Origin of the sequence: Fibrella arboris, from assembly GCF_041321095.1 — a bacterium.
Lineage (GTDB): Bacteria > Bacteroidota > Bacteroidia > Cytophagales > Spirosomataceae > Fibrella > Fibrella arboris.
The window spans coordinates 1-25,200 of sequence record NZ_JBGGWE010000026.1; the positions used below are offsets into that span (position 1 = coordinate 1).

The 25,200-nt window shown below is 44.9% G+C and carries 14 protein-coding genes; 12 read left to right on the forward strand and 2 right to left on the reverse strand.

Features of this window, described 5'->3' with window-relative positions; all coding sequences use genetic code 11:
- Positions 1 to 1,015: 1,015 nt before the first annotated feature.
- Complete coding sequence (locus ACAW75_RS25745) at positions 1,016 to 1,420, reverse strand: hypothetical protein (RefSeq protein ID WP_370731665.1); 405 nt, start codon at positions 1,418 to 1,420, stop codon at positions 1,016 to 1,018.
- 1,139 nt (positions 1,421 to 2,559) lie between these two features.
- On the opposite strand from ACAW75_RS25745, the gene ACAW75_RS25750 reads away from it, so the two are divergent.
- Entirely contained in the window at positions 2,560 to 3,180 is a 621-nt protein-coding gene (locus ACAW75_RS25750; RefSeq protein ID WP_370731666.1) for an SMI1/KNR4 family protein, read from the forward strand.
- A gap of 828 nt (positions 3,181 to 4,008) precedes the next feature.
- Here the strand turns inward: ACAW75_RS25750 and ACAW75_RS25755 are convergent.
- Positions 4,009 to 4,605 carry a DUF4142 domain-containing protein gene (locus ACAW75_RS25755; protein WP_370731667.1) on the reverse strand — a complete coding sequence of 199 codons (597 nt, stop codon included), beginning with the start codon at positions 4,603 to 4,605 and terminating at the stop codon, positions 4,009 to 4,011.
- Between the two features lie 4,934 nt (positions 4,606 to 9,539).
- Between ACAW75_RS25755 and ACAW75_RS25760 the strand changes: the two genes are divergently transcribed.
- The 11 genes from ACAW75_RS25760 to ACAW75_RS25810 all read left to right on the forward strand — a co-directional run bounded on the left by ACAW75_RS25760 (position 9,540) and on the right by ACAW75_RS25810 (position 25,047).
- The gene (locus ACAW75_RS25760) at positions 9,540 to 9,887 is read left to right on the forward strand and encodes a hypothetical protein (RefSeq protein ID WP_370731668.1); all 348 of its coding nucleotides are present in this window, start codon (positions 9,540 to 9,542) and stop codon (positions 9,885 to 9,887) included.
- Between the two features lie 441 nt (positions 9,888 to 10,328).
- Positions 10,329 to 11,591 (forward strand): hypothetical protein, encoded by a 1,263-nt coding sequence (locus ACAW75_RS25765; RefSeq protein ID WP_370731669.1) that lies wholly within the window; start codon positions 10,329 to 10,331, stop codon positions 11,589 to 11,591.
- The gene (locus ACAW75_RS25770) at positions 11,564 to 12,208 is read left to right on the forward strand and encodes a condensin complex protein MksE (protein ID WP_370731670.1); all 645 of its coding nucleotides are present in this window, start codon (positions 11,564 to 11,566) and stop codon (positions 12,206 to 12,208) included. The genes ACAW75_RS25765 and ACAW75_RS25770 overlap by 28 nt, the downstream gene beginning before the upstream one ends.
- Entirely contained in the window at positions 12,208 to 15,417 is a 3,210-nt protein-coding gene (locus tag ACAW75_RS25775; protein WP_370731671.1) for a hypothetical protein, read from the forward strand. The genes ACAW75_RS25770 and ACAW75_RS25775 overlap by 1 nt, the downstream gene beginning before the upstream one ends.
- Positions 15,414 to 16,385, forward strand: coding sequence for a hypothetical protein (locus tag ACAW75_RS25780; RefSeq protein ID WP_190888748.1), 972 nt, complete (start codon positions 15,414 to 15,416; stop codon positions 16,383 to 16,385). Before ACAW75_RS25775 ends, ACAW75_RS25780 begins: the two co-directional genes overlap by 4 nt.
- A 598-nt stretch (positions 16,386 to 16,983) precedes the next feature.
- Complete coding sequence (locus ACAW75_RS25785) at positions 16,984 to 17,244, forward strand: hypothetical protein (RefSeq protein WP_370731672.1); 261 nt, start codon at positions 16,984 to 16,986, stop codon at positions 17,242 to 17,244.
- Positions 17,245 to 18,118: 874 nt separating this feature from the next.
- A complete protein-coding gene (locus ACAW75_RS25790) occupies positions 18,119 to 18,976 on the forward strand; it encodes an Rpn family recombination-promoting nuclease/putative transposase (RefSeq protein ID WP_370731673.1) in 858 nt (285 codons plus the stop codon).
- A 718-nt stretch (positions 18,977 to 19,694) separates the two neighbouring features.
- The gene (locus ACAW75_RS25795; RefSeq protein ID WP_370731674.1) at positions 19,695 to 20,096 is read left to right on the forward strand and encodes a hypothetical protein; all 402 of its coding nucleotides are present in this window, start codon (positions 19,695 to 19,697) and stop codon (positions 20,094 to 20,096) included.
- 20 nt (positions 20,097 to 20,116) lie between these two features.
- Entirely contained in the window at positions 20,117 to 21,013 is an 897-nt protein-coding gene (locus ACAW75_RS25800) for an IS3 family transposase (protein ID WP_370731675.1), read from the forward strand.
- Between the two features lie 467 nt (positions 21,014 to 21,480).
- Complete coding sequence (locus tag ACAW75_RS25805; protein ID WP_370731676.1) at positions 21,481 to 24,063, forward strand: nSTAND3 domain-containing NTPase; 2,583 nt, start codon at positions 21,481 to 21,483, stop codon at positions 24,061 to 24,063.
- 66 nt (positions 24,064 to 24,129) lie between these two features.
- Positions 24,130 to 25,047, forward strand: coding sequence for a hypothetical protein (locus ACAW75_RS25810; protein ID WP_370731677.1), 918 nt, complete (start codon positions 24,130 to 24,132; stop codon positions 25,045 to 25,047).
- The last annotated feature ends 153 nt before the right edge of the window (positions 25,048 to 25,200 follow it).

The window sequence follows — 25,200 nt, forward strand, 5'->3', positions numbered from 1 at the left end:
CGCAATTGGCTAAATCGGTGATTGATCTGTTAGCTCAGTTGCGAGCTAATCCCAAACTCATTACTGCTTTCTTTCGCAAGAAGGAGGTAGGTTTCTTTACAGACTAATTCACGCATCAATAAGCGTCTCCGGCGACAAGTTGCAACTCGCAGAGGTGAGGTTTTTTGTTCGTTCGGCGGGTTTCGGCTGACACGAGAAGCAGTTTGACATTCAGCGTTCTGGTTCGTGGGGCGGGTTCTGCGCGACAGGCAGCGCGTCCCGACAGCAAGGTTTTCAGCTTCGCGTTCGGTACAAGAGGTTGCAGTGCGTTTGTTGGCTTCGCCCTCGGCGCAGAAATCGGAAGTGCGTTGGTGGTTCGCGCTGCCATTCTGTCGCTCGTGCGACAGGAAGCGCGTCCCAAAGTCATAGTAATTCAGCCCAACGAGGGCAGGGGTGTAAAGGCTCGCTTCGCTCCCCATCAGCCCTTTGGGGCGTTGGGTGGCAACTAGGCGTGTGAGACTTGGCAACGTACCTGAGTGAATACAAATGTTTGACAGTCAGTAGTTTATTTAGTTTGCAGCGTACCCGGCGACAGAATGCGGCTTTTTTGCTTCGGCTAACAGCCTGAGCGTACCAGCATTGGCCCCTTCTCGGTGAGTTCGGTTGTGTGCTTAGTTAGTCAGTTTCGCGTAGGTGCGCCTCGTTCGACAGGCATCTGAGTGCTTTCTAAACAACAGATAGCCTTAACGACAATGCCCCAGTGAAAAAGATCCACTGGGGCATTGTCGTTAGCAATTCTTGTCAATCCAATCAAGAAAGTATTCTTTAGTGAAGATTGGCTTTGTTCGAGCCATTGTCATCAAGTTGTTAGAGATGTGTGTGAAAGGAATCTCTTTGGGTTGATTGCGAAAGATTACCGACTGCAAGCAGCCTGGACACTTCCATTTTGTGTGGTTGGTACCCTTGGCTGGTTCACATCCATGCGCCTTTAAAAACCTAATCCAACACTCTTTCTTAATCGGTCTATGACTACTCATCAAATCGTCACTAACTGCCTTTCAATCGGCGTATCTTGAGGTAGATCAAAATTTCTCAAGATACCCTCTTCATCAATGAAGGCTTGGTTTTTAAATTCAGTGATCTTGGTGCTTATCCATCCTAGGTTGTTAAGTTCCTCAAAGACAGCCACTGGTGGCATACCAATGATGGTTTTAAAAAAATCATTGATAACGTCGTGAATCATCATCTCATTAGCCTCTTCGACAGTTTGACCATAAGCCGAAAGACCTAATGATGGAATATAGGTCACAATAAAGCCGTTATCTTCGAACCGATAAGAATTAAGCACCCCTGTAATGCTACGATTACTGAAGTCTATAGTCAGTGTATCTGATTGGCGAGGTTCAGGCAGCTGGACTACTTCAGCAGAGACGATACCCATACGCTTGTTTTCCTTTGTTCATACTGTTATGTGACAATTCCGTAGTTAGAAGAACTTGATAGCTCCGATAGTCCTAGCTACACCACTACAAGATTTCGTCCAATCTTAATGGACAAAGTCGTAACGCAAAGTAAAAGAATTTGGTTTGTATTTTCTAATGATGAGTTTAGGAGAATTCCCCCACCGTAGCGCCTACCTTTGAGTATGGAAATTGTATTTTACCAAGAAGGAGTGGCGAACTGAAGACGATTACAATATGTGTATGTATGGAATCTGTCTTGGTTTATGAACATTATTTCTGGCTTCGCGTGGGTGCGCCACCTGCGACAGGCGCGTGATTGAGTGCAGCGTATAGCACCCAACGATCCAAGGGTGAAAAACCGCGTGAGTGAGCCGCGTGTCCTGTCTTGCGTGATGCGCTCATCAGCCCTTGGAGGTGTTGGGTGATTCGTCCATGTAAGTGGGCGTTTCACGTATCAGGCGACAGGATAACCAATTGATAGTGAGCGTTATTTGTAGGTTTGCCACGTACCTGTTGACAATTTAGTCACCGGTTGACAGACCGTTTTTGCTGGCGTTTCCCGTCTCGTGCGACAGGTCAAAATCCGGCGGATAGCACGTCAAAAAGCGTCTCGTGCGACACAGGAACGTACCGCTGCGGCGGACCGTCTGAGTGGTCACGACCAACAGCCTGGTCTGCCAGTTTCCGGCCTCTCTCGGCTTGTTCGGTTGTGTGCTTGGTTGGTTAGCGTTGCGGGCTCCACTTACCTGGGACAGGAATCACGCGATTAGGCCCATGCGGCAGCCCAACAGGCAGAGGGTGTAAAGGTTGTCATGTACCTGAGTTTTAGCTTATCTTTCGTTCACCATCAGCCCTCTGGGGCGTTGGGCGTTTCTTCATCCATTACTTGCAGGCCACGCTCTGGTTAACACGAGAAACGCTGATGGATAGAACGCTTTGGCTTCAAATTTCACGTTTCGTGCGACAGCATAAACAAAACAGCTTCAACTTCACAGCCTGACATTTCCAAGCTCGACCCCTTGGCTAAAGGACAAACGCTCCGGTTGGGACAGCTTATTCTACCAAGCACATTGTAACAGCGAAAGGCAACTATCACAAAAGCAACTTTCTGTATCTCATGGATATAGCTGCTAAATTTATTGAGTTAATTACTTCACGGTTACCAAATTACAACGATCAACTTAATTCTGGTTGTAGCGAGGAAAAAATCGCTCACTTGGAGTCTATTATTGAAAAAACATTACCCGAGAGTTATAAATCTATACTTCTATTCTGCAACGGTGAAAAGTTATACCCCTCAATCATGGCTTCGTATATGTTGCCCATTGAGGAAATTATTCCAGCCTACAACTTTATCGTTAACAAGACAGATAATACAGATGAAGAGTTAGTTGTTACTCAACCAACTTTGGCACAGCTTCAAAAGTACGGTTTAAAAAGAGTACCTTTTGCTGAGAGTGGTTCTGCAAATTATCTTTGTTTCGATTATGCTCCAGCTCAAAACGGCAAAGAAGGTCAGATCACTTATATTGCTCTGGGAGAACCCGATGCGATAACTGTAGTAGCTGACAGTTTTGATGATTTTCTTCGACTATTATTGCGGGCACACGAAACAGGAATGATTTCTTTTGAGAGAGAATATAATTCAGACAAAGGGCATTTTATACATGATTGGATTTGGTACGCAGGCTGGGCCAAAAGTAAAGCTAGGCACTTCAACCCCAAATTACAATATTGAATCACTTTGCGTGGGCGGGTCGCGGGCGACAGGATAAAGATGTGGTAGTTCAACTATTCATCCCAACAAAAACAGGTGTGTAAAGGCTAACGTACCTGCGTTGAGTCGAGCCGCTCCCCCGCCATCAACACCTGTGGGTGTTGGGTGCTTCAATCATGTCAGTGGGTATTTTACGTATCGGTCGACAGGATAACGTGTTGATAATGAGCGTTTGTTTGCTGGTTTGCGGCGTCTTGGTCGACAGGTCAATCACCGCTTGACAGCACGTTTCAGTCAGCTTGCCACCTGCCCGGCGACAGGCTTTTCACCGCTGGACAGCACGTTGTGCAAAACGTCACGGCCGACAAAGTAACGTACCTACGAAAGCACGTTGACAGCCTGGTCTGCCCGTTTTCGGCCTCTCTCGGCTTGTTTGGTTGTGTGCCGCACCGGCGGACCGGTTGTTGGTCAGCTCTGCGGGGTCCACTTACCTCGGACAGGAAACTGTCCGGCTAGCCTGAGAGGCACCCAACAAAGACAAGGGTGAAAAGGTCAAGGGAGCGTATCTTGCTGTGAGTAAAGCGACTCCCATCAGCCCTTGTGGGTGTTGGGTGATTCGTCCACAAATTAGCTGGCAAGGGAGCGTTTGGGTGACAGGTAGCAGGCCGCAGAGATTAGGCTTCTTGCTCGTTTGGTGGGTCGCGGCTGATAGGTCAATCGTTTCGACAATCCGCGTTTGGGTTTGTGTACCAGCGTCGGGGCGACAGGCCAGCCGCCCCGACAGGCAAGTTTCGGGCTTCGCACTCGGCGTACAACCAGTTGGTCAGGTTTTGTCTTCGGCGTAAAAATCTACGCTCCACCTAATTCACTCAAGATTCGGCGGGTTATCGCAACATGTTCTTTAAAATTAGAAAGTGCCAGTGTTGCCAGATGCCGGGTCTGGCTTTCAGCCGCACTCGTTCTACCTACAGAATTCTTCAGGTAATTCTGGGCCAGATCGCGTAGAAACTCATGATTCTCGAGTTGCGCCTGTATGTACGCTTTGTCAAATGCTGCTCCTTTGGCTGCCGTCTTAATTTTGGTGAGCGTAGCCTGTGCTTTTGCATCCATAGCTGGTACAGGTGTACCCAAGTCTTTCAGCACACTCGTTACCGCCTTGGCTTCCTCCAGTTCAAACCCTGCAAACTCCTTTGCGTTTTTCTGAGTGGCTTTGCTCACGGCTATTTGACTGGTAGCCAGTGAGAGTTCGGCGGGACCTATAACCCCCTGTCGAAATTCTTTTTCGTTGGCTGCCTGGGGAACTTGACCCAATGCGCTGACACCAGTTTCAATCCCGGAAGACTGTAATAGGGAGATAAAAGCAGGTAAACCGGCACTCAGGAGGAGTGTGCTGGTTATCGATTTTCTAAAGAACACCCGGCGGGGCGTTTTGTCGGAATAATCCATGATAGTGATGTTAAAAAGACAAACTACGTAAAACTCAGCAGTCTATTTTAGACTGCCCAAAAACCTGATTGGGACAACTTTGTAGATGGGTTGCCAGCTAAAAACTTTCTCAATAGAATTAGTAGACTGTTTAACATGCATAATTACAATATCGCTTCTTTTTGTAACGGAACGGCCACGATAAACGGCTCAAGACTCGCTTGTCGAGCGACAGCCCGCATATCCCGAATGATTTCCGGCTTACAAGGCAACGTACCTGAGTACCACCGCTTGACAGCCTGTTCTGGTAGTTTTCGGCCTCTCTCGGCTTGTTTGGATTTGTGCGTTGTTGGTTAGCGCTGCTTGGTCCACTTACCTCTGACAGGAGACTCACGGAGTAGGCCAGTGCGGCAGCCCAACGCAGGCAAAGTTGTAAAGGTGTAACCTACCTGATCGTGGCCTATCTTGTTGTGCACCATCAGCCTTTGCGGGTGTTGGGTGAACCGTCCATGCAAGTGGGTGTTTCGCGTTACCTGCGGCAGGATAACGAATTGATAGTGAGCGTTCTTTGTGGGTTTGCCACGTACCTCTTGACAGTTTGGCGTCTGTTCGACAGCACGTTTTTATCGGCTTATCACGTCTGGTTGGACAGGCCAATTAATCGTTGACAGCCCGCTGACAAATGCGTTTCGTGCGACAGTGCAGCGTACCTGAGTAGGAGTGATGACAGCCTGGTCTGCCCGTTTTCGGCCTCTCTCGGCTTGTTTGGTTTTGTGCGTTGTTGGTTAGCGTTGCGGGGTCCACTTACCTGGGACAGGAATCACGCGATTAGGCCAGTGCGGCAGCCCAACCAAACAAGGGTGAAAAGGTCAAGGCTGTGTATCTTGCGTTCAGTAGCGTTTCGGCCATCAGCCCTTGTTGGCGTTGGGTGGCCCGTCCAAGGCAGTGGGTATTTCACGTTACGGGCGACAGGATAACGAATTGATAGTGAGCGTTTTTTGTGGGTTTGCCACGTACCTGTTGACAGTTTGGCGTCCGTTCGACAGCGCGTTTTTCTGGCGTATCAAGTCTCGTCCGACAGGTCAATCAACCGTGGACAGAACGCGTAAAAAGCGTTTTGTGCGATATGGCAACGTACCGCTGCGGCGGACCGTCTGGGTGTCACGGTTTGACAGCTTCGGCTTGTTCGGCTCGGCCCGGACGCGGGACCGCTCTCTCGGCTTGTTTGGTTACGTGCGTTATTGGTTCGCTCTGCGGGGTCCACTTACCTGGGACAGGAAACTGCCGGAGCATTCAACGCGGCAGCCCAACCGGCGAAGGGTGCAAAGGTCGTGGTGACGTACCTGGGTTTGGCTTATCTTGTGGCCATCAGCCCTTCGTGGCGTTGGGTGGCCCGTCCAAGTCGGTGGGTATTTCACGTCACGGGCGACAGGGTAACTAATTGAAAATGAGCGTTCTTTTTATTTGAATTCCGCGTTTCCTGCGACAGGTGAATCACCGTTCGGCAGCACTTTTTGGTTAGTTTGCCCCGTACCTGGCGACAGGCCAATCCACCGTGGACAGCACGTCGACAAACGCGTTTCAGCCGACAAGGCAACGTACCTGAGCGGTCACGATCGACAGCCTGGTCTGATTGGTTTCGGCCTCTCACGGCTTAATCGGATTTGTGCGTTGTTGGTTAGCTCTGCGGGGTCCACTTACCTCTGACAGGCATCACTCGGAGTAGGCCAATGCGGCAGCCCAACCTGGCAAGGGTGCAAAGGTCAAACCAACGTACCTGCGTTTGGCTTACCTTTCGGCCATCAGCCCTTGCGGTCGTTGGGTGGCCCGTTCAAGTCAGTGGGCGTTTCACGTATCGTGCGACAGGGTAACGAATTGATAATGAGCGTTTGTTTGCTGGTTTGCGGCGTCTTGGTCGACAGGTCAATCACCGCTTGACAGCACGTTTCAGTCAGCTTGCCACCTGCCCGGCGACAGGCTTTTCACCGCTGGACAGCACGTTGTGAAAAACGTCACGATCGACAAAGTAACGTACCTACGAAAGCACGTTGACAGCCTGGTCTGCCCGTTTTCGGCCTCTCTCGGCTTGTTCGGTTGTGTGCTTGGTTGGTTAGCGCTGCGGGGTCCACTTACCTCGGACAGGAATCACGCGATTAGGCTAATGCGGCAGCCCAACAGGCAAAGGGTGAAAAGGTCAAAGCAACGTACCTGCGTTTGGTTTATCTTGCAGCCATCAGCCCTTTGTGGCGTTGTGCGAGATGCCCCCTACCTGCCCTTGCTTTTGTCCTATTTTTGGGCTAGCTTGTGGGCGCGGGCAGCTCGCTGTCAAGGGAACACAAGCTAGCCCAAAAATGCACGGCCATCGCGTCAGCCCATCCCCCGGATTCGATGGGTGTACACTAAAGCCAAGGTTGGTCGAGACCGGGGGACCGTCGGCACAACAGAGCAAGGGTGAACACTCCCTATCGGTCGCGTCAGCCCTTGCAGGAGTTGGGTGGCCCATCAAGAATAAGTGGCGTGGGCGGGTTCCGTCTGACAAGGCAAGTAATTGGTAATGAGTGTTTTACTTTGTATGCCGCGTTACCTCTGACAGGGCAACGTACCTGCGACAGAACGTGATCGTAGGCGATTTGGTCGACACCGTAACGTACCTGAGCGCTACGGTTTGCCAGGCTCGGCGGACATTTTCGGCTTTTCTCGGTGAGTTCGGTAGTGTGCGTTTTTTATCAGCGCTGCGGTGGCGTGTTACCTCTGACAGGAGACTCTCGAAGTGCCAAGGGGCACCCAACACGAACAAGGGTGAAAAGGTCAGGGCTGTGTATCTTGCGTTCAGTAGCGTTACGGCCATCAGCCCTTGTGATCGTTGGGTGCTCCCGTTCATATCAGTGGGTGTTTTACGTAACGGGCGACAGGTTAAATAATTGATAGTGAGCGTTATTTGTGGGTTTGCCACGTACCTGGCGACAGGTTAATGACTAGTGGACAGAACGCTATAGAAAGAGGGTCGGCCGCCAAGTCAAACAACGTTCCTATAAAGTTTGGCAATCATAGTATGTTCAGCCTGACAGACCACCTCTTTTAACAGATTACTTCTAACCCACAAATAGCTAGACAAATGTCTAAGTTTGTTGCCCTTTTATTCTGCATCTTCTTCTTGTTAGGAGCGTTAACTTGTTTTCAGATGGGCTTGATGAGCACAGGATTTAGTTGGTTCTGGGTCATCGGTTTCATAGGGTTGACAGTAGGCACCGTATTCTTCCGATTATTTAGAAAGTGGAGTCGATAGCATCTATGCTTCACAGATTGGTTTTGTGCGTTGTTGGTCAGCGTTGCAGGGTCTACTTACCTCTGACAGGAATCACGCGATTAGGCCAATACGGCAGCCCAACCGAGCGAAGGTGTAAAGGCGTAACGTACCTGAGTGTGGCTTATCTTGCTTCCACCATCAGCCTTCGCTGGCGTTGGGTGATTCAGTCATGTAAGTGGGTGTTTCACGTTGCCGGCGACAGGATAACGGATTGATAGTGAGCGTTTTTTGTAGGTTTGCTACATACCTTTTGACAATCTGAACTCTGTTCAACATCGTGTTTTTGTGGGCGTTTCTCGTCCGGCTGGACAGGTCAATCACCGGTCGACAGCACGCTGACAAACACGTTTTGTGCGACACAGGAACGTACCTGAGTGCCATCGCTTGACAGCCTGGTCTGTTGGTTTCGGCCTCTCGCGGCTTGTTTGGTAATGTGCGTTTTGGTTAGCGCTGCCGGGGCCACTTACGGTCGACAGGAAACTGTCCGGCTAGCCTGAGGGGCACCCAACACGAACAAGGGTGAAAAGGTCAGCGGCATGTTGTTTGCGTTCAGTAGAGTTTTGGCCATCAGCCCTTGTGGTCGTTGGGTGCTTCAATCATATCAGTGGGCATTTTACGTATCGTGCGACAGGATAAATTCTTGATAATGAAATTTATTAGTTGATTTGCCACGTACTTGGCGACATGCTAGTGTCTGGTGGACAGAACGCTCATGGGGTATTTGGTTAATCGACAACTGCTTAGGGCTTGATTCAATGCGATTCAGTCGGAGTACTTACCTAGGCTGAATAAACACCACCTTTTTAAATGAGAGCAAGCCTGATTTTTCTGCTTATTTTTTCCCTCTCCTTGCCCGCTCGAGGACAGAAGCGAATTGAAGGAAAATATATCAGAGCTGACAATAGGCTTTGCTCGATTACAATCAATGCAGATTTGACCTTCAAATACAAGTACCATAGGGATCTGCAATGGGATATCGCCTGTGGTCAATGTGAACTAAGGCAAGATTCGATTTTCTTTCACTATCTGTCTGATATGTACGACATAGCATGTAACAGTGAGCAGGTAAACTACAGCGATACCTTAGGTATTATGAATAAGGACGCAATTGACAAGCGTTTTCGCCCCATACTAGCCAAATATGTTGGTAGGCAATTAATAACTTTAAAAATGGGCAATAGTAATGATTCCCGAATTTCTGTAAGTCAAAGGTTCAAGTATAAAAGAGTAAAAACGGACTGACCGTGCTTGTTTGGTTAGCTCTGCGGGGTCCACTTACCTCTGACAGGAAACACGCGATTAGGCCAATGCGGCAGCCCAACCAGGCGAAGGTGTAAAGGCGTCACATTCCTGATCGTTGCTTATCTTGCTTCCACCATCAGCCTTCGCAGGCGTTGGGTGCATAGCCAAAGCAGTACTCGTTTGCGGGCTCCGTGCGACAGGTTGCACGTCTCGAAGGGGAGCGCTTAGCTTCCATTTTCGGGTTCCGTGCGACAGACCACACGTCCCGGTTAGGCAGGTTTAGGCTTGCATTTCCGGGTTGCGGCTGACAAGGAGAACGTCCCAACAGTCAGGTTTTAAGAGGTTGGGTATGTTTCGTCCGATAGAGGAAACATCTTTGTTGGGCAGATTGAGTAAACAAGTTGTTGTGAACTACCTTTTTTCTATTTTTTGGCGGTTATCATGGAGCAATCAAAAAGATTCCGCTTTTCTTACCGCAGTTGTGCTTATCAGTAGCATCGAGGGCATTTTTTTGATGGCTGTCTTTTCTTTTAATCTGTGGGTAGCAATTTACGTCTTGCTCATTTTAATGAATTACTTTTATTACAAAGCCAACTGGTTTGCTATTGCCCGAAGGCATCCAATTCGTAGATTCTCTTCTACTGAAACACGGGTGGGCAACGTACTACTAATGATTGGTTTATTTAGCTTGTTATTTACAATTGAGCCAATGGCGAAGTTGGTCAATTTTGTGAAATTATTATTAGGGTTGTAAAACTCCGCGTGGGGTAGCTCTCTGGCGACAGGAAGCACGTCCCTAAGGAAAGTTGGCAGCCCAACATGATGATTGTGTAAAGGTTCAAGTAGGTTTGTTGAGTGGAGTTGTGCGCCCACCATCAACACTCATTGGCGTTGGGTGATCCGCCAAAGTCGGGAGTGAAAGTCAGCCTTTGGTCGACAAGCCGCCCGGCTCGTTTAGGGTTTCTAAGCTTCCATTTTTAGCTCCCGTGGACATCGGAAACGCCCTTGTTCGTGAGGTTTAGGGTTTCATTTCCAACTTTTGGCTGAAAAGATAAACTTGAGAGTGAATGAAAGTAAGTATTAAAAGACAATTACAAATGTATTTTCAGTGATAGGCTCTTCAACATCTCTACCCTTCAACTTCTTAGAAGCCGTTCAGCGGCCTGAAACATATAGTCAACTGTTTCCTGAGGAGATGGAAGTTATGGTAATTATCGCGCTGTATGAACGATTGAAGGCAGGGTACTATGAAAATGATTTTTTCAGCGAGGAGGAAATTCACCGATTATTTGTGAATTTCCAAAAAGGGAAAGAAAAAGACGAAAAATACTATCCAAAGTCGCGAAATAAGGACCGCATCAAGAAACTGCTGCGGTTTTTTCTAAGCTATGATGAAGAGAAGCGGCTATACTCTTTTCAAGAATATGCATATGCGTTTTGCGACTTGTCGAAGAAAACATTGAAGGGAGCATTGACGCCTACAGAGATCGAGGTGATTTGCCGCAACCTGAAGGAAGAACTGAATGATGCAAGGGAGAATGAAGAGAAATTAATTAATTGGTTTGACATTAATCTGGACACGTATCAAACGCGGTTGGCTCAACAAACGGATTTTTTGCACCAACAGATCGACGGGGCTGTGCGTCAGTTGCGCAGGGATGTACTAGATCAGGAAAAGAAGCCGTTGGAATTGTTGAAACAAGTGCGTGATGATCTGACAGACATCCAGAACAAGAACCAGGAACTGCGCATTGCTTTTGAGGATACGAACAAGATTGTGTCGTTGCTGATTGGGATTGATACAGAAAATGAGGTCGTGATCAACCACATTCGCAACAGTCAGGCTTTCTTTAGTCGCATACAGGGCAAGTTGCGAAGCACCGATAGGCGGCTCGACCGCATTCAGCCGAAGATCAAACAGTTATTTGCTATACTGAGACAATCAGAGTGGACAGCGAATACGGAGCGTTTCATTCACTTTTTGCTCCAACGCTCGAAGGTGCAGGGTAACGGTAATGAGAAAAAGGTGATATTTCCGGACGAGATGCGGCCTTTTTGCTTCAGTGGTCTGCGGTCTCAGTTGCTCACCTTTAAACGCGAAGAATACCTTTTTCCAACTCCCGCACGTCCGCGGAAAAGCTACCCGGTAGACGAAGATTTTCAGGAAGAAGGCAAAAAGCAACTCCGCGAGGAAATGAAAAAGATCAACCGGGTGGACGGTTGGATTAACCAGTTGATGGCGCAACTGGCGAAGGATGGTGAACTGGATGCTTCGCGGTCGTTTTTCGAGGTGATGGAAGCGGATAAGGATTTTGTGCTGGCCTGTCAGGTGTTGTTCGGGCTAATGGACCGGGTATATCACACAGTGGGGTATGACGTGCATATTTCGACATACGAAATGGTGACGTATCCCCTTTCAAAAAACGCATTATGGAAAATGACAATACAGAAAATGTAGGCTATTCCTTTTTAGAAAGCGACCATAGCCAGCAAGTATTCAGCAAGCTTGATTATGCCTTAAAAGATGGGATTCATATCCAACGACAAGGTGCTGACCCAGAGCTGTATGCTTATCTGAAAAAGTATGAGGACTCATTACAAAGATATTACCGCAACCTGTTCGGCGTAAGGCTGGAAAAACGGGGTGAAGACGACCAATTGTATTATTACTTGGACTACCATTCAGCAGACCAGTCGAGTATCCCAGAAAACCACAAACGTCAGGTTAAAAACGAGTACATTATTATAGGGCTGATTGTATACAAAATAATCTATTTTGCTGGGAACCTGGAGCTCAGCTCCGTGTCGGAACTCAAGAAAAAGATCACGCTGGATTACGAAGAATACGAAAATGGCTTGCTCAGACTCATTGCCAAATCTTCGGAGAAAGCTAAGCTACAGGCAGATGACGTTGAAATTGATAATATGGTAGATTCTGCCTTGAACCAATTCGTCCGGTTAGGTTGGATGGAACGTAATAGCGATTACTTTGAACCGCTGCCTTCATTCCAGCGATTGCTATATGTGTATGAAGATGTGATTCAAAACATTGATCAAATTATTGCCCGCTACTAATGAATCCTTTTCCGCGCATACACAGCCTTGGCACAGTAAACATTATTCACCACCAAGAATTTTTCTACAAGTTTCATTCATTTCGTACCGATTTTGTGGGCGATAGTGGCGTGGGCAAAAGCATTATAACAGACTTATTGCAGCTCATCCTTATCGGTTCTACCGAATACAGTTCGTCTACCCAGAGCAAAGAGGACCGGCCTTTCCAAACGCTGGTCTTGAAAACTACAGATAATACAGACTTTGGTTACGCATACATCAATGTAGAAACCGCTTCGGGACAGTACCTCGTGCTGGGTACCTACATTGCCCGTAACCAAAACCAGACGCAGGCTTTCATTATTCAGCAAAGTCTCGATTTTGATGCAGACAATTTAATACCGTTGAACGAACCAATCCAAGTTGATGCGTTTGAAAGTAAGGGTAAATGGTTGCCAATCGATGAACTGGATCAGCATTTTAACGAGGAGAGAGACTTGGGTTTTAAAAAGTTCAGACGATTTAGCGAGTATCACAAAACGTTGCACGTCAATCAGTTGTTGCCGCTGGATGTGACCGTTGAGAATGCGCTAAAGGACTATGCCAAGATCCTGCAAACGTTTGCTCGGAAAAACATCAACATCAAAGACGGTGTAGACTTACAGGATTTCCTGTTTGGTCGACAATGGCGCACACATTTTAAGAAAGCGTTTGAGAAAGTAGTATCCTCCATGGAGGATGATATGTCCACGTTTCGCAACAACCGCGAGCAACTCGATAAGATTGAGCGAAAACAAAAAGCATTGAAAAGTCTGTTCGACCTGAAAAGTAAGCTGGACAATGCCCGCAGCACCTGGGAACGCTTGCAGCACTACCACCTTTTACAGCAGAAGCAGGAACAGCAAACAGAAATTCAAAAGTTGCTGAGCAAACATTTCGGGAGCCGGGCAATGCTGGTGGTTTTGCAACGGGTAAAAGACGAAAAAATCAAGGAATTGACCAAGGACATTCCGATACTGGAGAAGAGAAAGCAAACTCAGTCGAAGGAATCAGACCGATTGAAAAAACCGGTAGATCATGTCGATGCAATCGAGCAATTCATAGCCATACATGGACTTGAGGATATACAGGCAGTGCAGAAATTTCACCGGAAATTCAATACTGAACGTGTATTGTATACCGCATTGCAAAGTGGTAAAGCCAAGCTAGAACAAAGAGGGTTGATCATTGCTTTCGATGAACTGGATCATTCATTGGGACTGCTAAGTATAAACCAAAGTCTCCAATCGGATATTACCACCTGGAAACAGGAATTAACTACTAAAAAGGCCTTGTTAGCTTGCAATGACATTGACAACGAACATTCGCTGGTATATTGGGCCTTAAACAATCAGCCTAAACTTACCCCAGAGAGGGAAAGTATGGTGCTATATTTCCAGCAGGGAAATGTGTTAACGGTGACATCGGATAACGCTCATGTTGGCCATCGATACATTCCAGAACCGGCCATAGTACTTCAGGCAACTACACGGCAATCGGGAAATGGTTTTTGGGCAGATTTAGGTGGGGTACATTCGTTTTTCAAATACACCGAAGAACGGCTTTTCGACGGTAAGGATGAAGAGGCCATCAAAGTGCGGTTTCGGGCTAATCGGGATGTGTTAAAACACAGCATGGCTGAGATCGAAAAAAGTATCGAAACCGGAAAAAAACTCCAGGATTTTTTTGGGGAGTTAGAACAGCCTCAATCTTTTTTTGAAGCATGGCCGCAACGGGAAACACTGAATTATCAGGAATCAGACTTGAATAATGAAGTATTGAATTGGCTGGAAACGCAGTTGAATTCGGCGTTGAATGACTATACGAATCGAGAACAGATCATAGCGGATCATCGTAAAGCGGAAGAAGAAAGAGATACATTTATCGCACAGCTCAGTGCCAAAGAAATGTTGAAGAAGCAACTAGAAACGTTTGCCGTAACGCAATTGGAAGCAGTGGATTCGCTGTTGACGGAACTAAAAGTCGAATATGGACTGGAAGTGAACGAGAAAGATGAACCTCAGCTAAGCGAAGATACATATTATGCCGATTTTAAGGAATGTCACAACAGGGCGGGAGCGGGGCAGAATGTGAAACAGGAAGTGACTCGGTTGCATCAACAGCTAAAGGAGACAGAAAAAGAACTGACGGTGTTAGAACTGGAAAGTGAAAATTTGGAAAAAGGCCTTCCGGTTGACTATTCAAAAGATAAACTGGCTGAGGCTAAGAAGGCAAAGGATGACTACCAAAATAAATACACTCGTGCCTATGGAGAGGTGATTGCAAACCCTGATATAGTGCAGAACGACCGGAGTCGACTTGAACAAACGGAAGATTTTAAAATACTAGTACGACATGTACTCCCCGCCATTTTTCAAAAAATCGATTTTAAGGAAGAAGACGTTTGGCAGAAGATTACTGAGTATATGGATGATATTATACATAGGAACGCAGAGATCAATAAAAACAAGTTGGTAAAGGTGCGTGACCTAATGCAGGAACTGCACACTGAGATCGGCCGACAAACTAACATATTGCGGGAAGTGGGAAACATGCTGAACAGACGAGAAGCAGAAATCAGCGGGGGGCTGAAGGCTTCGCTCAAAGGCGAGCCAAACAGTCGCATCAGGGTACAATGGATTACTCAATTCCTCGACGACATGCCCGCAATCAACGAGGGGTTATGGCACAACGCTATACAAGAATACCTAAGTGCCCGGGAGCAGCGGCAGAAGGTATCTATAGATGAACTAATCATTGATGAGTACAAACGTTACACAGATCATCCGCTGCCCCAGATCACTATCGATGACCTACTTTCGCCATTTTCGTATTACACGCCAAATTACAAGATTCACACCGCTAGCGGCATCACAAACTCAGGCAGCACAGGCCAAACCTACACGGCCATGGCTTTGCTATGTATCGCTAAGCTATCCATGATGAAAAAAGATCAGGCACTCAAAAGTGAAGGTCTACGGTTCATGAGCATCGATGAGGCTGCGGGCATCGGTTCTAACCTAGAAATGCTGGAAAAGATCGCGAAACAATACGGCTACCAAGTCTTCTCGCTTTCTATTCCGCTGAACCATGTTAACGAAGGGGAGCAACATATTTATCGACTTTACAAGGCAGATGGGGAAGAATTCATCAACAAGCACCCGGTAGCCATTTTTAGTAACGAAGTATGAGAAATTCGCTCAACTGGCGGAACTTGAAAGGATTGTATAAACTGTATATGGAAGACAGTGTGACCTTAAAGCTGATGGAGAACGCATACATCAAAAATGTGCTCTGCCATCGTAAACGGTTACTGGACTTCAAAGCGGGAAATAAGAACATCATTGTCGCAAAGGAAGGTTACAAGGCTTACTTTAAAAAGGAATTACTGCCACAGTACTTCTACTATAAAAAATTCTTCGATGAGTCGGAGCTAGGGGCTAGTGGGCTAAAGCAGTACGATAGTTATGACATTCATACGTTAATGTTCATTTTCAACAACCGAGAGGAGTTGCGACAAAATCTGACTACAGCTCGTATTTTCAGCTCCAACGTTTTTAAGCTAAAAGATTCCAAATATTTGGAGAACCGGCCCGGACTAATGAGTGATGTACTGTTTCTGCTTGGAGTCGATGATTTCCCAGCCAGATCAGCAAAGGAAAACCAATGGCGCTTTGTGGTAGACTGTCCTGATCCAAAATACATTCTGCTCTGCGAAAATATCGATTACCTCAAAGCTTGGTGGGAATTTCACGCTAATAACATCGAATTGTGGTATGCAGGAGGTAATAATACCCCTGTCATTGAACGTATCTCGCAGCGGCACCTAGACCTACCCCTTTTTTACATTGGTGATTGGGATTATCATGGGCTAGATATTTACTGCCGCATTCAGCATATTCTTAAGGAGAAAGGTAAGAATATACAGCTCATCACTCCTGATCCAAATACGGCCATTTATAAACCCATCAAATCTGGCCAACATCAAAGCAAATGGCTACAGGACGAGTTCTCAGGCTTAAATCGGGTCGTTTTTTCACCAAGCCAAATTGCCTTAATCGAAAGATTAATTGCCAAAAATCACTGGATTGAAGAGCAAACGATTTGGCCTATACCACAGATTATTTCACATGTTTCTGTACCTTGGAAACCCACCTAGAGATTTAGTGAACTACTGACATGTTACCAAGTTTCCTGTAAATGATCATGCTTAACCACGGCGCCGAAAGAGAAGAGTAAAAATACTGTCGCTAACAGCAGCTTAGCTCAAGCAGGATTGATGATCTTTAACAAATATTCGCCTATCTGTTGAGTTTCGTTGACACGGTCATGCTGTGCTAACGGACAAAATGGACAAGAAATCGAGTGTTGAAGTTGCACTAGGCGGATAGGTGTGTTTTGTTCGCTTCGCGTGGGGGTAGCTGTCGGGCGACAGCAAGCTCGTCTCGTAGGAAAGCGGGGCGGCCCAACCAAACAGGGGTGTAAAGGTTGGTAGTCTAGTTGTTTAGGGACGTAGTAACATCATCCATCAGCCCCTGTGGTCGTTGGGTGCGAGTCCATAAAGTGTTTGTTCGGCGGGTGGTGTGCGACAGGTTGCAGGCCTCAGAGATCAGAGTCTAGCTCGTTCGGCAGGTTTCGTGTGACAATTTGAACGCCCCGATTAGGTAAGTTTCACACTTTCATTTCCGGCGTTCGGTCGACAGAGTGAATGTTCCGATGAATAAGCAAAAATCTTAATAATCAAATAGAAATTCCACATGCCCATTCCAGCGAATATTCGAAGAGAGCATATTTTTCAAGCAATGCTGAGAATAAAAAGAGAAGGAGTTCCTAACGGACGAGAACCATCGCAATGGGTACTAAACTATGAAGGGGATGATTACCCTTGTAAACTGTTGATTTCTTGGTTAAATATTTATGCAAACGGTCAGGAGCTTAATCCAAATCATAATAACTTTCAAACGGATATGGCTCGAAGATTTCTAACAAATTTGGGATTTACGATTGTACCAATGTAGTCAAATGCAACCTGTCTGGCGACAGGTTGCACGCCCCGAGGTCATGTTTTCAGCCCAACCAAATGAGGGTGTAAAGGTTGGGAGTTGTGGCCGTTCAGGCACGTAGCGTTATCATCCATCAACCCTCATGGGTGTTGGGTGCTTCAATCATGTCAGTGGGTATTTTACGTATCGGTCGACAGGATAACGTGTTGATAATGAGCGTTTATTTGCTGGTTTGCGGCGTCTTGGTCGACAGGTCAATCACCGCTTGACAGCACGTTTCAGTCAGCTTGCCACCTGCCCGGCGACAGGCTTTTCACCGCTGGACAGCACGTTGTGAAAAACGTCACGGCCGACAAAGTAACGCACCTACGAAAGCACGTTGACAGCCTGGTCTGCCAGTTTTCGGCCTCTCTCGGCTTGTTTGGTTTCGTGCGTTGTTGGTTAGCGTTGCTTGGTCCACTCGCGGTGGACAGGACACAGTCCGTCGCACTACGGCATCACCCAACAAGGGCAAGGTTGCAAAGGTGTACCGTAGCTGATGGTGGCTTATCTTGTGGTGCACCATCAGCCCTTACGGTTGTTGGGTGATCCAGTCATGTAAGTGGGTGTTTCGCGTCTCGTGCGACAGAATAACGATTTGATAGTGAGCGTTCTTTGTTGGTTTACCACGTACCTGTAGACAATCTAACTTTCGTTCGACAGCGCGTTTTTTTCTGGCGTTTCTCGTCTGGTTGGACAGGCCAATCACTCGGCGACATAACGTCAACAAATGCGTTTCGTCCGAGACGGTAACGTACCTGGCTTTTCACGCCCGACAGTCTCTGCTCGATAGGTTTTGGCCTCTCTCGGCTTGTGAGGATTTAGGCGTTGTTTCGGGTAACTTTGGCACATGGAGACAGGGATTTACATTCCAATCATTTCAGATTATGGTTTCAAAGCTACCTTCGGTAACGAGACCGATAGCTTGTTCCTTCGCACAGCGTTGCAGGCGCTCATCAAGTCTGAAATACCCATTCGAGAGGTGCACTTTGACCAAAATGCGTTTGAGGCACTCACTATTGACAGCCGGAGTGGTATTTTTGATTTGGCCTGTACTGACGAAAATGGTAGTCAATTTATCGTCGAAATGCAGTTAGGGCTCGCTCCTCATTTTGTTCAGCGAATGAAGTTTTACGCTTTGCACAAGTTCAATACGGTAGTGGAACGTGGCCATTTTGATTATGCTAATCTGCCTAAGATCTATGCAATCGCCATTTTAGCGAAGAACATTCTACCAACGGCCCATTTTCATACGGTTGCCAATCTGAGAAGCGAAGCGGGTGAAATCATTGATACCCAGATGACGTTTATCACGGTAGAATTGGCTAAGTTTAGCAAGCAAGTAGCTGAGATTGAGACTGACCTAGAGAAACTGGTTTATACTATGAAAACGCTCCATACAACCGAACCCGCCCAATATCCCGCTTTCTGGAATGAGGAATGGCTCAAGCGGGCCATTGACGAGTTGGACACGCGGAAGATGACCCCGGAAGAACGGGCGTATTTTGCCCGTGTGACAGCGGCTAATGCTGAAGCTGTAAAGGCTGAAAAGCAGAAGATTCAAGAAGCGAAGTTAGAAGTCCAGGTGAGTGCAGTACAAAACCTACTAGGTTTGAAAGCTTTAACTATTGAGCAAATAGCCAGTGCTATCGGCGTGTCCGTCGACTTTGTTCTTGACGTTCAAAAGAAGAGCGCTGATAAATTTTAGCATTTTTGTAATTCAACTTTCGGTTTGTGCTGCACTGGTGGGCGGATTGTTGGTCAGCTCTGCTTGGTCCACTTACCTGTGACAGGTATCACTCGGAGTAGGCCAATGCGGCATCCCAACGCAGGCAAAGTTGTAAAGGTCGAACGTACCTAATCGTGGCCTATCTTGTGGTGCACCATCAGCCTTTGCGGTCGTTGGGTGGTCCATCCAAGTCGGTGGGCGTTTCATGTAACGGGTGACAGGATAACAAATTGAAAGTGAGTGTTCTTTGTAAGTTTGCCACGTACCTGGCAACAGTCTGACATTCGTTCGACAGCACGTTTTTGCTGGTGTATCACGTGTGGTTGGACAGGGTAATCGACCGTTGACAGCACGTCGACAACTGCGTTTTGTGCGACACAGGAACGTACCGCTGCGGCGGACCGTCTGGCTTGCATCGTTTGACAGCCTAGTCTGTTGGCTTCGGTCTCTCTCGGCTTGTTTGGTTACGTGCGTTATTGGTTAGCGTTGCGGGGTCCACTCGCGGTGGACAGGACACTGCCCGGCTAGCCTGAGCGGCACCCAACGAAGGCAAGGGTGAAAAGGTCAAGGCAACGTACCTGAGTTTAGTTTATCTTTCGGACATCAGCCCTTTGGGGTGTTGGGTGATTCCAATCATGTAAGCGGGTATTTGACGTTGTCTCGTCCTGAAATAGGTTTACACTAACTTCGTAAACTTATGGTCGACAAAACAGCGCGTCCAAGCCGAAAACAAATCGTTCTTGAATACCTCCAGGGTGGGGTTACGTACCGTCAGTTAGAAGCCAAATATGGGATCGATCATGCCCATATTCACCGATGGGTAAGGCGACACCAGGGCCATCAACCACGTCCCGCAGCAGAAGTTAAGACTAAGAAAAGTACAATCGAATGGTTCACCCCGCCCAAAGAACCTACCCCGCCAGACCCTGAGAAAGTTAAGCTGGCTGAGCAGCTCAAAAAAGCCCGGTTAAAGATCGCCTTGCTGGAAGAGGTGATCCGCATCGCTCAACAGGAGCATGGGCTGAGCCTGCCAAAAAAGTCTACTACCGCGACGGCGGACCGCAAGCCATCAAAACTGTCGGACGAAACAGGCAACTGAGCGTTGCTATACTTTGTCCGTTGCTTGGGGTATCCAGACAGTCCTTCTATGCCTTTTTTCGCACTCAGGCTCAGCAAGCGCTCCAGGAAGAGTTGGTGCTGGGTGAGGTAACTCGCCTGCGAATCTTGCTTCCCCGGCTGGGTACGCGCAAGCTGTTTCATAAGCTCCAGCCCTTCCTGCGTCAACATCAGTTGGAGCTAGGTCGTGACGCTCTTTTTGAGTTGCTGGGTCGCCACCAGTTGCTGATTCGGCAGCGGCCCGGCAAGAAGCCAAGGACCACCTTCTCCAACCACTGGTTGCGCAAATACCCCAACCTGATCGTTGATTTGGCCATTAATCGCCCAAACCAGGTGTGGGTGGCCGATATTACGTACCTGTTGATCGGTTCGGGCTTTGGGTATTTATTTCTGCTGACTGATGCGTATTCCCGCATGATCATTGGTTACGCCCTGGAGGCTTCTCTGGCGGCCGAAGGAGCGGTTAAGGCGCTGCGGATGGGGGTTCGTCAGCGCAGCTTACCGGCGGTGACCATTCATCATTCTGACCGGGGAAGCCAATACTGCTGCTGGGACTACATGAGTGTCTTAGAGAAGGCCAGTATTGCTTCTTCGATGACCCAAAATGGTGACCCCCGGGAGAATGCCATTGCCGAACGGGTCAACGGAATCCTGAAAGGAGAACTCTTGCAAAAGCGGTATGCGACGTTAGCCGAAGCCCGGCAGGCCTTACCCCGTCTGATCAGTCTGTACAATGTGGAACGGCCTCACCTAAGCCTGGATTTATTGACGCCGAGTCAGGCCCACCAGCAGGACGGCCCGCTCAAAAGGCGATGGAAAGCCTACGCTTTCAAGGCGGGCCATCTAACTAAAGTACAAAAATTCTCTAATCCACCATCTTCTTCACAAAGTAGCCGATGAGGCTGTATCTAGAGTGTATTGCCAGGTGGTTTTCAAGCATTGCTATTCAAGTGTCGTAAGGCTATGGCAGGACGAGACACGTACCCGGCGACACAAGAAACGCCAGAGTTAGGCCACTTTTTTGGGTTGCCTGCGACACAGGACACGCCCCGGTTTGGATGCCAAACATGAGTCAGAAACGTAGCGTTCGACAGGCCAACCGCCCCGGCAGGAAGCCTGACAAAAAGCGGATACGTAGTAAAAAGCTTCGCGCTTCGGCTTTCATCGGTTTGGTGCATTGTTGTTTGCTCCGCGTGGGGTAGCTATCGTGTGACAAGGAGCACGTCCCAAATAAGAGTTGCAGTTAACCGGCAGAGAAGTAAAGATTGCATGTTACTTATATCGAGTATAATATTGCCCTCATCCATTAACTTAATGTAGAGCGAGTTAGCAGTCAGGCTAAAGAGTACTGGCTACTACTAATTAAAATGGTAAATTTCGACTTTCATAATTTATTTTTCCCTACAGAATTTGAAAAATTCTGTAGGGACATTGTGGATATCAGGGAAAAACCAATCACATTTACTACATATAGAAGAGGGAAAGATGGAGGTATTGATTTTAAGTCCACAAATACAGAAACAAAGATAATAGGCCAATGTAAGCTCTATAACCCCAATAGTTATAATGACTTCTTTACTAATCTAAAAGGTGAAGTTAAAAAATGTCAAAGGCAAAAACCAGACAGGTATATACTTTGTACTAATATTTTATTAAGCCCTTTACAAGCAGAGAAGATACTTAACCTTTTTCAGGATTATATTTTAACAGAGGAAGACATTATTGATGGAGAAAAATTAAATAAATACTTAGGAATAGGCGATTATCAACATTTGCTGAAGAACTATTCAAAACTTCTTGTTCCGAATTTATTTTTTATTGAACTGGCTTTAGAGGCAATAGTTAATAGGAAATATTATAATAAGACTGCATATTTTCTCAAAGAAATTCATAAAGAACATAAACTGTTTCACAATACTAAAATACTAAAACATTGTATAGACACGTTAGAGAAAAATAAATTCATAATTCTAACGGGTAATCCAGGTGTCGGAAAGACGACTACTGCAAAGATGATTGCTAATTATTTCTTAAATCAGAAAGTAAAGAAAATACTGTTTCTATCTGATCGTGATTTTAACGAAGTAGAAGGATTGTACCAGGAGGATCAGATAATAGTAGTTGATGATTTCTGGGGACAAAACTTTAGTCCTCTTCTTAAAAATAGCATACTACTTAGAGATTTTAACCGAATCGTCAATAGTTTCAAAGAAGGTTCTAATCAATATCTTATCCTAACCTCAAGAGAATATATTATAAAAGACGTTCTATCTCATTCGGAATTTGAAGCCAAAAGAATACTAAATACAGATAAGTTTGTTATAAATTTAGATGATTATAGTAAAGAAGACAAAGTACGTATATTTTTAAATCATCTTATGTTTTATGATTTTGAGAAGGGGTACTTTAATTATTTAAAATATAGTGATGTATTGGAAAACATTATAATACATAAAAATTATTCTCCTCGGCATATCGAATATTTTATCAAACAATATCAGGATAGTGATGCTCAGAATCAATATGATTTCTATTTTTTATTTTTAAAATATTTAGATAGTCCTAACGAATACTGGAATAATAACTTTAGCAAATTAACTGGAACTTCTAAATTAATCTTTCTTATCCTATTAATATCCAGCGATCCGATTGACTTAATTGACTTGGAAAAAACTTTTGCTGCCGTGCAAGAGGCCGCTCGTAACAGCTTAAATGAAAATATTGAGCCTTTATTGTTTAAACATGAGTTAAAATTACTCGAAGATTTTTACGTGGTTTCAGAAAAACAAGAGCACTTAGAACAGATACTGATTCGCTTTCAAAGCCCCGGGATAAAAGATTTTTTGCTTGAATATTTGAGAAATGGTGGCAATGCTTGGATAAAATCCATAATTCAGAATGCCCTATTTTTCAATCAGTTAAATTTTGTTTTTGGTACTGAAGATGAAGAGATTCATGATTATGACTCAAACGTAAGTTTATTCGGTCGAAAGATTGTTCTTTCGGAAATTTTAAAAAATATATTAAAAAATAAGATACTAACGGAGTTTCAATATTTAAATTTTTGCACCCAGCAGGAGAGGGAATTTTCCGGCGAATTTTCAACGAATCATACATCGGAAGAAACTAAGTACTGGAAACTAATTTTACTCAATAATCTCTTTGATATTTCGTGTGATACTAATCAGGATGTAAGACTATTTATTATTAATGAAGTAAGAAAAGATATAGACGGTTATAGAAGTAAAGGGAAAATATTAGACTCGCATTCAATGCAAGAATTTCCCAAGATAATAGAGATGATTAATCCATTTATTCAATTAAATGCTGATTACTTAATCAGTTCTTATTATAACAGTATTACCTTTACCAGAGAGTTTGATAGTTTTTATGAGTTTCAAGAAATATTTCCAACAGAGTTTACTCATTTTATTGAAAGTAATATTATTTTAATTAGAAAAAATATTAAACGTCAAATCATTGATGATATTGAATATTACGATTGGGATGATATGGCTATTGAGCTTGATTTTCATCTTGACTATACAATAGAGAAAGTTTGTAAAAAATACAAAATACGACTAACTTCTAAGTTTGTATCGGAAATTGAAGCTATAGCAGGGCGTAGACTGCTTAGGTCTATTAAGCTCAAGAAAGGAATGAAGAAAAATAATATATCTACTTCTAAACCTAAAGACACCTATAAGGATAAAAGATTTGATTTTATTTTAAAAGATTATCTACCTGATGAAATGGACACATACTTTGATCCTATTCGATACTTAAAGAACGTAAATTTGAATGAAAATTTAAGCAATAACCTTAAAAAAGCAATAAAAAATAGCGAGTCGTTCGTTGATCCATTTATAAGTAACGAATCAATATTTTCATATTTTATTAAAATGATTGAAGAGGAATCTATTGTTATATCCCCTTCAAATCAGTATTAAATTTTAGATTCTTTTTTTGTGCTTTATTGTGCGAAAAAAAACTAAAATATTGAGATTTTCAAAAATGTGTTCTTTGACTTAGCAAAAGATAGTTTTAGTCATGACTTTTCAATATCAAAAAGACATATACAAAATATTTTTAGCAAGTATTATATTTATGAGTATAAAGTAGAGGTACTCTTTCCTATAATTTTTGCCGATAAGACTTGGTATGCTTTCTCCAGCTATGATTTAAAGATATATTTCTTATCTGAACACATAAATTCTATTAAATCTGACGAAAAATTTAAGGAAGAGGTAATAGATTACTCATTGAATATAAACCAAGAAATTCAGTTACTTCAATTTTTGAGTTTCCGAAGTAAAGAGCGTTTGTTCAAAGTCGTGTTCATAACAGAGCTTGAAAGGTTCTTTCAATCAATAGGTACAGCTTCGGAAAGAACAATTGTATTATCTATATTGAAATTTTTTCAGATTGGGATTGATTTGCAGTGGAACAAAAAAAGTAGAAGGTTTGAAGAAAGTGGCTCTTCTAATGCCGAAAGTTTTGTAGAATTAGTAATCCAATATTTGGGAATTGATTTTTCGGTGATGAATTTTGATGTCTATTTCTTAAAAGATTATCACACAAAAGAAGCTGTTCAAAAGTATTTTGTAAAAACAGGAGCTTACAACAGACTATATACTCGTGTAATAAATTTCATACCTAAAAAAGAAGGACGAGATGTTTTAACGGGGAATGATACAACGTATTTGAATGTGAATCTTTATGATTTTGCGGTTAATGATGAAAACTACGCAATCTTTAAAGAAATAGGTTTAGAGCAATACGTGTTAAATTTATATAAATCTCTCTTATATTTAAGTGATCATATCCAAACAGATGATGCCTTATTGATGCGTGAATTAGTCCGTAAAGAAGGCCACTTCTTTTTTACGAAAGAAGGCAGTAATGAGTTTAGGATTGGCTCTCAATTGAGCTAACTGAACGATTACCGCTTTAGCGACCTCTTCTATTGATGCGTGAATTAGTCTGTAAAGAAACCTACCTCCTTCTTGCGAAAGAAAGCAGTAATGAGTTTGGGATTAGCTCGCAACTGAGCTAACAGATCAATCACCGATTTAGCCAATTGCGAT